This is a genomic window from Ruminococcus flavefaciens MA2007, assembly GCF_000621845.1.
Lineage (GTDB): Bacteria > Bacillota > Clostridia > Oscillospirales > Ruminococcaceae > Ruminococcus > Ruminococcus flavefaciens_E.
This window is the reverse complement of record NZ_JHXF01000028.1, coordinates 1-11,785: the sequence shown is the minus strand read 5'-3', so window position 1 is coordinate 11,785 and position 11,785 is coordinate 1. Positions and strand designations below refer to the sequence as shown.

General features: G+C 36.2%; 14 protein-coding genes. 8 read left to right on the top strand and 6 right to left on the bottom strand.

Going from position 1 to position 11,785, the window contains the following annotated elements; genetic code table 11:
• Positions 1-263, bottom strand: a 263-nt coding sequence (locus T497_RS0111400; RefSeq protein ID WP_028515727.1) for an AlkZ-related protein, incomplete at its 3' end; no start/stop codon positions are given.
• Positions 264-397: 134 nt separating this feature from the next.
• Between T497_RS0111400 and T497_RS0111395 the strand changes: the two genes are divergently transcribed.
• The 4 genes from T497_RS0111395 to T497_RS16675 all read left to right on the top strand — a co-directional run bounded on the left by T497_RS0111395 (position 398) and on the right by T497_RS16675 (position 4,229).
• Positions 398-2,506 (top strand): beta-propeller domain-containing protein, encoded by a 2,109-nt coding sequence (locus tag T497_RS0111395; protein ID WP_028515726.1) that lies wholly within the window; start codon positions 398-400, stop codon positions 2,504-2,506.
• A 317-nt stretch (positions 2,507-2,823) separates the two neighbouring features.
• Positions 2,824-3,162 (top strand): hypothetical protein, encoded by a 339-nt coding sequence (locus T497_RS16680; protein WP_037324993.1) that lies wholly within the window; start codon positions 2,824-2,826, stop codon positions 3,160-3,162.
• A 12-nt stretch (positions 3,163-3,174) separates the two neighbouring features.
• A complete protein-coding gene (locus T497_RS0111385; protein ID WP_028515725.1) occupies positions 3,175-3,540 on the top strand; it encodes a hypothetical protein in 366 nt (121 codons plus the stop codon).
• Positions 3,537-4,229, top strand: coding sequence for a YczE/YyaS/YitT family protein (locus T497_RS16675; RefSeq protein ID WP_051530637.1), 693 nt, complete (start codon positions 3,537-3,539; stop codon positions 4,227-4,229). Before T497_RS0111385 ends, T497_RS16675 begins: the two co-directional genes overlap by 4 nt.
• Positions 4,230-4,407: 178 nt before the next feature.
• Here the strand turns inward: T497_RS16675 and T497_RS18955 are convergent, their stop codons facing one another.
• The 4 genes from T497_RS18955 to T497_RS16670 all read right to left on the bottom strand — a co-directional run bounded on the left by T497_RS18955 (position 4,408) and on the right by T497_RS16670 (position 6,616).
• A complete protein-coding gene (locus T497_RS18955) occupies positions 4,408-4,533 on the bottom strand; it encodes a hypothetical protein (RefSeq protein WP_278244743.1) in 126 nt (41 codons plus the stop codon).
• Complete coding sequence (locus tag T497_RS0111375; protein ID WP_028515724.1) at positions 4,526-5,287, bottom strand: SDR family NAD(P)-dependent oxidoreductase; 762 nt, start codon at positions 5,285-5,287, stop codon at positions 4,526-4,528. Before T497_RS0111375 ends, T497_RS18955 begins: the two co-directional genes overlap by 8 nt.
• Positions 5,288-5,341: 54 nt before the next feature.
• Positions 5,342-6,058: a hypothetical protein gene (locus T497_RS0111370; protein ID WP_028515723.1), complete on the bottom strand. Its 717-nt coding sequence runs from the start codon at positions 6,056-6,058 to the stop codon at positions 5,342-5,344.
• 81 nt (positions 6,059-6,139) lie between these two features.
• Positions 6,140-6,616, bottom strand: a complete 477-nt coding sequence (locus T497_RS16670; protein WP_051530636.1) for an SMI1/KNR4 family protein — start codon at positions 6,614-6,616, stop codon at positions 6,140-6,142.
• Positions 6,617-7,277: 661 nt separating this feature from the next.
• Here T497_RS16670 and T497_RS0111360 point away from each other — a divergent pair.
• The 3 genes from T497_RS0111360 to T497_RS16665 all read left to right on the top strand — a co-directional run bounded on the left by T497_RS0111360 (position 7,278) and on the right by T497_RS16665 (position 9,918).
• A complete protein-coding gene (locus T497_RS0111360) occupies positions 7,278-8,375 on the top strand; it encodes a phosphoribosyltransferase-like protein (RefSeq protein ID WP_028515722.1) in 1,098 nt (365 codons plus the stop codon).
• Positions 8,356-8,694: a hypothetical protein gene (locus tag T497_RS0111355; RefSeq protein ID WP_155266900.1), complete on the top strand. Its 339-nt coding sequence runs from the start codon at positions 8,356-8,358 to the stop codon at positions 8,692-8,694. The genes T497_RS0111360 and T497_RS0111355 overlap by 20 nt, the downstream gene beginning before the upstream one ends.
• Positions 8,695-8,862: 168 nt before the next feature.
• Positions 8,863-9,918, top strand: coding sequence for a reverse transcriptase family protein (locus tag T497_RS16665; RefSeq protein ID WP_051530635.1), 1,056 nt, complete (start codon positions 8,863-8,865; stop codon positions 9,916-9,918).
• Positions 9,919-10,524: 606 nt separating this feature from the next.
• On the opposite strand, the gene T497_RS0111345 is transcribed toward T497_RS16665, so the two are convergent.
• Positions 10,525-11,196, bottom strand: coding sequence for a hypothetical protein (locus T497_RS0111345; RefSeq protein WP_028515720.1), 672 nt, complete (start codon positions 11,194-11,196; stop codon positions 10,525-10,527).
• 342 nt (positions 11,197-11,538) lie between these two features.
• Here T497_RS0111345 and T497_RS0111340 point away from each other — a divergent pair.
• Positions 11,539-11,785 (top strand): transposase (locus T497_RS0111340; protein WP_028515719.1); only part of this gene is annotated, 247 nt, incomplete at its 3' end.

The window sequence follows — 11,785 nt, the reverse complement described above, 5'->3', positions numbered from 1 at the left end:
TTATCAAAAAATTTGCCATAAGCCACTTCATGTCCTGCCGCTATTATCTCACGCCATTCCCACGGATCCTGCTCCCTGTCACCAGTCCACCAGTAGTCAGGTGAAACGTGCTCCTCTACAGAGAAACCTTTGACTCCATTTCCGAAAAGCGGCAGAAATCCCACTTCATTTATCCAATTTACCAACTCTTTCGGACTGCGTATCCTGTATGGATCGTCCCACGCAAGTCCGTGTATTATCCATTCACCATTCTCTACTAACATAACCTGCTCCTGCTTTTTTCTTAATTATATCATACCTCAAAGGCATTTACAACTCATGTGAAAAATGTTATAATTGATACATTAGCTACCTGATGATTAGATATTTTTTAATCAGATCTCAAGGAGGATTTCGCATGAAGTATTTTTCTAATGTTATGTCCCGTATCACCGCTGCTGCAACAGCTTTTGTTTTAATTACAGGAACAGCATCTTGCGCAAATAATAACGATAACAATATCGAGTTCAAAAGCCAGCCGTACTATATGAGTAATGCCAAGGATTACAAGCAGGTATATACAATATTAAAAGAATCTGCTCAAAAACAGGATTTTGAACGTATAAGAAGAAACACAGATTATGACGATGATGATATAGATATTGTATACGAAGCCGAACACTCAGATTTATCAGATGACGAAGATGCAGGCTCTGAAGAATACAGTTATTTATCCGGTGCCAGTTACAGTTCACCAATGGGTGTCCCTTTCACTGACAGCATCCTTCCATTGGATCCCGCTAAAAAGACAGATCCGGGTAACAACTATCAGGAAAATGATGTTTTCAGTTACGATATTATCAAAACAGACGGCAAACATATCTGCTATCTGGATGATTACTATGATGAAAAGAAAAATAAGCATTCCTTTCTGCGTGTGATCGACGTTGAAAACGGAAAATTTCTCGGATATAGAGAAGTAGACTTAAAAAAGGATATCTGCGATGATGATGACAATAAAAGTATCGATGCTTGGCAAATGTTCATATACAATAATATGATAGCTGTAATTGGTTCAGTCTCTATTGGAAATTCTTACGTCAATGATGAACACTTCTCTTTTGTTGCTTTTTATACCACCGATGATACTCCCAAGCTGATAGATGTATACAAACAGTCGGGATACAGCGGCTATCCAAGAATAACCACCGATGGATATTTAATCATTCCGACATCATATTCAAGCCTTAAATCCACTGACATTGAAAGCAGTAAGGACATCGGGAATTATATCCCGTACTATGGTCTTAACGGTGATTACTCCCCTGTCCGCCCCGAGGATATACTGCTTCCTGAAGAGATAACCGCAAGCGAAAAACTAAAATACTGGATCATAGGCAGCATAGATCTCAACAATACAGGCTCACCGAAAATCTGTGATATTAAAGCTCTTGCAGGCTGTTCATGGTGTGATTACATTTCCGAAGAAAACATCTATGCCAAATCATATAGTTGGGATAAAGGCGGCAAAACAGATCTGACACGCATATCATTCAAAAATGGCATTATTGCACCTGCGGCTGGATGTACCATAGATGGCTCAGTAAACCACTCAGGCTTCTTTTATGAAACAAACGGATATTTATGTATTGCAGCAAACTATGCGGAGTACGACAAGGTCTTCCACAAATACAGCGACAATAAAGAGATAAAAGAATATTCATACGACAGATTAGAAGGAAGCGGCGACGATGGTTTCTACACTTATAAAGGAAAAAATAAATCTGCCAGATTCCATATTCTCGACATGGATATGAACATAGTCGGAAGCATTAACAATGTTGAAAATGAGGAAAGCATATATAACGTAGATTTCGTTAATGATATGGCTTTAGTCTCTCCTTCACACAGGCAGGATAAGATCTATGCAATTGACTTAAGTTCTCCGGAAAATCCTACTGTTCTTGACAATTTAAAGATCAAAGGCTACAGCTCATATATGCAGTCATGGGACGAAAACTCAATAATTTGTCTCGGTGAAAGTACAAACAAAGACAATTACGTTATAGGTGTAAGGCTTACAATGTTCGACAGTTCTGACCAGAAAGAACTAAAAACTGCCGACATATGCAAATGGGATGACCAGAGAATCGATGCTTCGACCTGGGATCCAAATAAAGAAAATCCCGAGGAGATCTATTCAACTTTCCACTTATCACCTCTTATTATAGCTCCGGAAAAGAATATCATATGCATACCTCTTACTCATGAATACTATCTTTCCACCGAAAACTGTATCGCTTACAAAGCCAACATGAATGAATATGTATTTTATAGTTTTGAAAATGGAAAATTCGTACAGAAAGGCGATATTAAGTCACCTAAAGAAGATCTGAGAGATCTAGGTAAAAATCCCAGATATGACAGAGCTTTATATATCGACGACTACATTTATATGCTCTCAAACAAAAAAATAATTGCCGCAGATCTAAACACGATCCAAATAACAGACGAACTCAATTTCTGATATAACCATCAAGCCCCACAAATGTGGGGCTTTCATTTTGTGTACAGTTTGGATATATAGTCAGGAATTGGCTTTATTAGTCCCATATCCCATGTTCAATGATCAGTATCGTATTATCAGAAACAGACAGACACATATGATCTCCGCTGTAACAACCACCGAGTTCAATATTTTCTGAATTTCTAATGATATCGCATACTATATCTTTCATGTCAGTAGTGTCCTCTGAAGGCGTATACGCTGAGATTGATTTTTATGTCTGCTTATGATATAATGGAAAAATGAGAATATAATATTGCTAAAAAGGAGGTCGCGCTATGAGCAGAAGCTATAAAAAGAATCCTGTTATAAAGGATAATAATAAAGATTCAAAATTGGCAAAACAGCACGAAAACCGACTGTTCCGCCGCTGCAGTTCAGAGCGCGAACTGATTGCAGGCAAATCAGGTATGCACCGCAAATATACCGAAAGCTGGAACATACACGACTATGTAAGCCGATGGACAAAAGCAGAAGCAGAAGCTGACTGGGAACATGAAGAATTACTTATAAAAAGCGGCAAAAGTTACGACAAAAGCACTATTTTGTGGCATCGTATCTACAGAACAAAAGAACGCTTCATGAACTACTGGGCAAAATGCGCGAAACGCAAATAGAGGATAAAATAAATGGATAATTTTTATGAAAAGATAAATGAAGAATGTGGTGTCAGATTACCGTTCTCAGCTGAACAGGACTGGGAGATCTGTGCAGGTGACTATAAAAATACAGCTAATTACATTGATTTTTATAACAGATATTCCGACGATATGGACATCTGGCAGAAATATCTTGCCGTAAACCTTATTGTTCAGGGCATCGAAGATCTTATGGAGCAGGGTGAAGATAAGAATATAACAAATGAATTATGGTCTGAAACAGAAAAGATCCTGCTGAAAGATAATCACAGACATACTATTTTTTCATGGTCGTGTGTCGGACAAGAACTCGATGACTGCTGGCTTATTACATCTAAAATGAGAGAGTTGTTATGACAAAGCGTAATATTCAAAGTAATAATACTACATCATCTGCTCATAATATGCCTGATATGATAAAGCGTTATTCCCTGTTCCTTGTTGGACTATTCATCGCTTCAATTGGCGTTGCTTTCTCAGCAAAAGCAGGTCTCGGGACATCGCCTGTTGCATCCGTGCCATATTCGGTATCACTGGTAAGCTCGCTGTTGTCCTTTGGCGGCTGGCTGAATTTGCTTAGCGTAATACAAATAGCGATACAAGTCGTCGTACTGAAAGGCAAATGCAATTATTTCGAGATAGCGATCCAGACCGCACTTGCCTTTGTATACGGTTATCTGACCAATTTCTCTGTATGGCTGATAAAGGATATACAGGTAACAGTTTATCCTATGCAGTTTGTCTTTATGCTTCTCGGCTGCATTATACTTGCACTTGGCATATGGATGCAGCTTAAAGGTGCAGTAGCAATGCTTCCGGGTGAAGCTATGAACCGTGCAATCAGCAGGGTATTTGGTTTCAGATATGAGAATGTTAAGATATTCTTTGATATTCTGTATATAGCTATTGCAGCTGTAATATGCCTTATTTTCCTCGGCGAGCTCAAAGGAGTCCGCGAGGGCAGCATTATTGCAGCAATACTGGTCGGAAATATAATAAAGGTGTATAACCACGTTTTCAATAAAATTGCCAGCAAACAATCATAAAGAAAATGCAATACACTGTCATCTGCTGATGTGATGAAAGTACATAATACCACAACTCGCCCTTCACGGGCGAGTTCCTTTTTACAGAAAAACAGACAATCAGACGCGCTGCTAATAATAGCAATTTCAGAGATATAAAAAGCACCTGTCCATTTGGACAAGTGCTTAGCTCAATTATTTACGTGGACGGCAGTAATGATAATCGACCATATGTTGTGTTCAGATGGTCACCGACTGTGACCATACCGATTATATTTTTATTCACATCAAAAAGGTCGCCGCGCTCTGTCTCTATCTTATACATAATCCCTTATCCCATACATCCATATTTTCATAAGCAGCTTCTGCGGAAGGATCTTGCTGAGTAAGTGCTCGTACTTGACAAAAAGCGTGCAGACTGACATATCCTTCCCCTTTGCGGAATCACGGAGTGCCTGAACTGCCACTCTGTTAGGAGAAACAAGTCCCGGGAACTTCACAGGCTTGCCTTTGTATTCCTTGCTCAGCATATCAGTGTCTATCCAGCCGGGGCATACTGCTGTACAGATTATGCCCTTGCTTTTAAGCTCCACATTCAGTGAGCGTGTATATGACCGCACAAATACCTTGCTTGCCGCATAAAGGTTTATGTACGGCACAGGCTGGAATGATGAAGCTGAGGATATATTCAGTATCCTTGCTCCCTTTGACATAAAAGGTATCGCATAATTACACAGCAGACATACCGCTTTGCAGTTCAGGTCTACGGTCTTAGAAATATATTCATCTGAAAACTCACAGCTTTCGCCCATATCTCCCATACCTGCATTGTTGATAAGGAGCCTAATATCAGACTTCTCTGCATTGATAAGTTCTTTCAGTGCAGCCAGATCATCAGCCTTGCTTAGATCGCATTTAACTGCCCGCACCTTATCCCCGAACTGTTTCTTCAGCTTATCCAGTTTCTCCTGATTTCTTGCAACTGTCCATATCTCGTCTACCTGTTCTTTCAAAACTTCTCTGACAAATTCCTGCCCGAGACCTCCCGTAGCTCCTGTAATTATCGCAATTGATGCCATATCACATATTTCCTTTCGTTTTCAGAGTTGTAAAACTCCCCCTGTTATAACTGTTTAATGAATCCATTGTTCACCAAACTGTTTATCATAAAACTGTCGCAGACCATCTATGTCATAATTACGGTTCAGGTATATTAATTCATCTGCAATATGCTTTATAAATTCATCGCTTCCGGCAGGAAGTATAACAAGTGCACCGCTCTTTGTAAGCTCCCTCAATACCTTCAATAAGCAGGACTGACACATTTTATAGTAAAAGCTGCTTGTTTTATACGGTGCAAAATAGATCCTCTTATTCTGAGCATAGCCAAATGCAGCGGCAGCCCTCCATCGTTCACCACTTAGATTGCTGAACTTCCTATCATATCTTTCGGGTGTCAAAAGGAATTTATCAGCGATCAGTGAAAAATCACCTTTATCCGAGTTTTTTAAAAGAGCACTTTCTATTGATTTTTTCACTTGCTTTTTCCCATATGGTTCACAAGAAGGTTCTAAATTCAATGCAACATCATTAAGGTCATTCTGGCTAATCAAGCTGCCATTACAGTAAACCTTAATATTCTCAAACTGGACTCTGCCACCAAGTAAATATGACAGATACTCACAACCTTGACCATATTCACTTACTATTCCATATATTTTTCCGCTCTCAAATACTTGATCGCTATAGTGCCAAGTGTCATTTAAGTTTATATCATGGCCAGCAATTAATGATTTGCAAGCTGATGTATCGATTTTTATTGAAAAATCATTATAAAACTCTTTTATCATGTTATTCACCAATTTATCCTCTATTTAAAACAGATGCCCGACGTCTCTACAATTCCAGTGCTTAGCGTGTCTTCGTTTATTTCAGTTCATTTCAGATTCATGACGATAAAAGCCAAATTGCTTCATAATAAAATGAGTAAAGCTGTCACTGCATTTTACAAAGTCTGATATTTGAGCACATTCCGAATAGTAATATACGGGAGGATCATCGCCTTCTGACAATTTGAAGAAATAGAACATATAACCTTGATGCATCCAGAATACAAAATAGTCTTCCTTCATCTTATGTGGAAAACAGTTTTCTTCTAATAATTCATCAGCCCATTCTTTTAATTCCGGAACTTCATTAAAACCGTAGTCCGATCCTACCCAGAACAACCCGTTTCCAGCATATCGCATAAATTCCACATATGCAGACGGCAGCTTGATATTCGGAAACTGTGCCAGAAAATTCTGAATCTTTTCCGGTGCAATCTCATGGAATTGACGAGATGGATTTTGTGAATTAAGAAAAGCAAAAAATTCAGAGAATATCATCTTTCCTGTGTATGTTTCCATATCCTTTCACCTCATTTCAGAAACTGCAATGAAAAGCAATGAATAAAATAGAGTCATCCTGTATAGCAAATGCCTTCTCTTTGTCAGAATTATAGCACATAAGTACGAATTAGTCAATCTGAAAGCGTATTAGCTTCGCCTGTCTAACCATTGAATTCATAAACGCTCACCCTGCTTGGTTGAATTTTCTTTTTTAGAAAAAACCGGACAATTGGACGCACTGCTTATAATAGACAATTCAGAGGTATTAAAAATCACTTGCCAATTAAGACAAGTGCTATGAATATTAAGATAATACAATAGACACCAGAATTCATCGTCTAAGCTCTCCTATTCTTAGTCCTTCACCGAGAATTGCTATACCTGTACGCATAGTTTGTGTAGTAGCTGATGCAAAGAGGTGACCATAATCCTCTTCAGCCGTATCAGAGGCATACATATCATCAAGAGAATTCCTTTCGCATTCGGGGAAAGCCTCTTCATTTATCATCTTAGCTATGATATCAACTGACTATTTTCTTCATTTTAGCACTAGTTATTATTGTTAACTATATTATTTTCTTAAGTTTTGCAGCATCTAACGTGATTTTTCTTGACTTTAATCGCAAAATAATATATAATAATATCACAGTATCACAATAAAAAGTGGTGAAAACGAACTATGGATGTGAATGAAGCAATAAATAATTTTTGTACACATAATGATATTGATCTAGAAAACGATTACTTAGTAAAATCTGAAAGAAAGTATCTTTATAATCTTAAAAATAATGTGACTAAATGGATTAATGGTATTCCTGATGAAGAAACTAAATGTATTCTTTTGAATTTATTTAGTGAATACGAATACGTTTCAACCGTAAAGTTTCAAGACCGCATGGAGGAAATGTTTAACGATATTAGAAATTATCTCAACACTGTTGAAGTTGTTAATCAATTTGGTCAAATTAATAATGATGAAATCCTTTTCATTACTGTAGAATCTAAATACGCTTCTGGCAGTCAAGAAATTATCAGCGCATTCAGATATATTAATACATCAGTAAAACAGCAAAATATTATTGCTGAGTTTGACAAAGCACTTGAGACAAGTGGATTTCTTGATTCATATAAAGTTGTGGTTTTAATTGACGATATTGTCGGTTCTGGATGGACTATTTCAGATAATGCAAAGAAAATTGCAGAAAAGATAATATCAAATACCGATTCCCTTCCTCTTTTTCTCGTTTGTAGTGCATACTGTAAACGTTCAAAGAATAAAAAGGACAAAGCTTTTGCAAAATCTATCGACAAATATCGTTCATCTTTTAAGAAAGATATAATGATTGTCCCTCTTTTCAAGGAAAATATAAATGGAATATTAAAAACAAAGAAAGATGAGAAGGAAATCATAGAAAAATATGAGCATCTAATAAATGAAGAATTTAGACATGATCTTGAAGAACGTTCCAACAATGTAATTGATAAAGCAAAACATCAGCAGTTGCAGGAAGATATAAACTGTTTAAATTATGAAATGGGATTTAAAAATGGTGCATTAGGCATTTCGTTCTATTACAATACTCCAAATAATACATTAAGTTCATTCTGGCTAAAAACCAAAACTAATACTCCACCATTTCTGCGTGAAGAAAAGAAAATTGAGTTATTGCTTCAAGATATTCAAAAGGCTAAAAAGAAAACAGATCAAAACAATTATAAAGCTAAATGCATAGATTGTATAACCAGTAAAAATACATATGAAAATGAACATGAATGAATATAGGTACAGTATAAGTGAGAGAGTACTTTTGGATATCATTGGAAACAATGAATTTTATAGTCCTTACAGTGCATCATTAGTCTTAAAATGTAGCTCAAACAAGGTTGTCGATATGATAGAACGACTTGAGGCTGAAGGCTGTGTTAAACGTTTAAACAAACAGATCTATCTTACAAATATCGGAGAGAAGTATAGAATACCTTATGATAAAATCAACCTTGAGACCGATGATGTCGACATGACGGAAAAGTATTCTTACAAATGGGAAGAAAAACTATATATACCATTGAATGAGAAAATATTTGGAAAAGGCTAATAATTCTCTGGACATTCAATAGCATGGGAGCGATTCGCCCCAATAAAGAAAGGCACTTACTTTATCTAACAAATCCGTCACTACGTTCCGTATTTGTTAGATAAGCGTCGCAAACGACGCTTTGATTTTCGTATTGAATGTCCGGAGATTATTATATATGAGGAAACTATGGAACAAAATGTAAAAGATATGTATATAGAACGTTTGTGTCATACATTGAATGATTCTAAACTTAGTGATATGCATAAAAACAAAATAATATCCTACGCCCAACAATTATTAGACAAAAATATGCCTGTGCTATATGATAAAAAGCATATAGCGATGATTTTCGATTTAAGGAACATTCGACTTATAAGTAGCAATTATAATAAGTTTTATATAGATGAGAAGCATAAGAAACGACTCATTGAAGCTCCTTCAAAAAAACTAAAATCAATACAAAAATGGATACTCAATAATATCCTTGAACAGTTAGATACATCCGAGTATGCTTATGGTTTTCGAAAAGGTCGTTCTATTCTTCAAAATGCTTTGTGCCATCTTGGGAAAAAGAATGTGCTATGTTTGGATATAAAAGACTTTTTTGGTTCAATAGATGAAAAAACTGTTTTCTGGTTATTTAGAAATATAGGTTTTACTTCCGAAGCATCAAAAACATTAAAAAAACTATGCTGTTATAAAAAAGCACTTCCTCAAGGTGCGCCAACCAGTCCATGTATTGCAAATATTGTTTGCATTAATATGGATAAGAAACTGGCTCAACTTGCAAAGAAGTACAATGCGGTATATTCGCGTTACGCTGATGATATTACTTTTTCTTCCGATGAAGATATAAGTTTTCTCAATAAAGAGGTCGAAAAAATAATAAGAAAATACAATTTCTTCTTAAATGACAAGACAAAGTATTATAGTGGCGATCATCCAAAGTTTATTACAGGTCTTGTTGTTCATAAGGATAAGATAAGAGTGCCAAAAAAAATAAAAAGGGAACTAAGCAAAGAAATACATTTTTGTAGAAAATTCGGTGTAGATATGCATCTAAATAATTCTGGAGCTGAAAAAAGAGTCAACTACCGTGAATATCTATATGGAAAAGCATATTACATCAAAATGGTTGAGCATGAAACTGGAGAAAAATTCTTAGGTATGCTCAACATGATTGATTGGCCTGATTGGGCGCTTGGGTCTTCAAATACAAGTGATAATGAAAGTGTTTTATAAGTGAATCATTAATTCATCATACCGCAGCCATAAGGCTGCGGTATTTGGCTAATATGCGTTGTTTTTTAGGTTTTGTTAACCGAGGTTAACTGGAATTTCTACGATATTAAAAAACACACCCTGATATTAGGTGGTAGAATAGGGAAAAAATAACACAATTGATGTATAATTGATGTATAAATCCAAATTTTGGCATATAATCAAAAAATATAACTGCTCGCAAGATGATACAAAGTCAATCCTGCGAGCAGTTCTTTATAATCTGCAAAAGCCTATATTCTGACAAAAATAAAAGGCACTATATTTTGCAATATAGTGCCAAAAGTCTGGTTGCGGCGGCTGGATTTGAACCAACGACCTTCGGGTTATGAGTGCAATGTGTTGATTACTATTAGGAATTATGTAGTATTATATAATACTGTATAATCCGCTAAAAATAGCCACTTACGCAAGAAAAGCCTATATTTCGATAAATTTTTAATCAGTAACTTTATTAGGAAAATATTAGGAAATCGTCTGCTGTAGTTAATAATTCTTTATAAGCGTTTTCGATTATGCAAAGCAAAAAAGAACTCACCATAAGGTGAGTTCAATATATTGCTGTTATTAATAATTAATTAATTGGAGTTTGCCTCCTATGTCAAAAAAGAAATTAGAGCCTACAGGCGTAACTTTTTTCCCATCTATATAAAAAACCTGGTTTCCATAATATCGAACACACTTACCTTCTTTATTAAACTCTAATACTGCTCCAGGATTAATCGTAAATGTTATATTCCAATTACCAACGCCTCCATTTCCATCTTGTTTTTGATTATAATTGGGGGTGTTAAAAGCACCACCGCCGCCAACACTAAATGATACAGTAAAGTTAACAGGTTGTATAGCCTTACATGTTATATTCTTTGTATTTACCGCAATCTCTGATTTTTTCATCCACATTCCGTCTTTGGCATATGATACCAAATAGTAATCTCCATATTTACCAAGTATTTGAACAGGTGTACCTTTTGATACAAGAGCATTCGGAAAAGGTTTGAAGCTTTTTGATTTTAAATCATACCCATACATTTTTGCTAATTCCGCTGTTACTTTACCTATTCTGTGATAAGTAGAATAGTTAACAGGTAACACACTAGCATCAGCTACTATTGGATTTACCAATGATGATTTACCAGCCGACTGATTGACTGATGTAGGGAGTACTACACAAGCAGATAATGTGACCGCAGAGAGTACTGCACTAATTGCTTTTTTGAGTGTGATTGCTTTTTTCATTTTTTTACATCCTTTACATAAAATCTAAGGCTATAATTAGCCTCGTTAAAGAATAATACTATATTTCTTTGGCTTTGTCAAGGATTTTTTTGCTATTCATAAAAATGCACTATAATATAACAAGATATAAAAACGTGCTCCTATTCTTTTGTCAGCAGCTCAGAACGCATTCTAAACGCGTTTTTAGCGCTTCTGTTCCAATCAATATCAGAATATGTCTAAGCGCCGACAAAGCGTTTACAGCTCATTTTGGAGCGTGAAGTGTTATACTGAAAGAGCAGTCGACAAACACCCAAAAATCTGGTAGAATATAAATAACAAAACCGGAAAAGGAAAACGACTATGAAGTACAGTAAAGAATTCAAAGAAGAAGCATTAAAGCTCTCGGATGAGATTGGACTGAAAAAGGCTGCTCAGCAGTTAGGTATCCAGTATTACACACTATCAGACTGGCGTACAAAGCGAAATGCCGCTGCCAAAGCTAAAAAGTATCAGATGACCGACGATGAAGCAAAACTGCGTATTACGGAGCTTGAGCGTGAAAATGCCGAGCTTCGCAAAGCAAATGATATTCTCAAGGATGCACTCG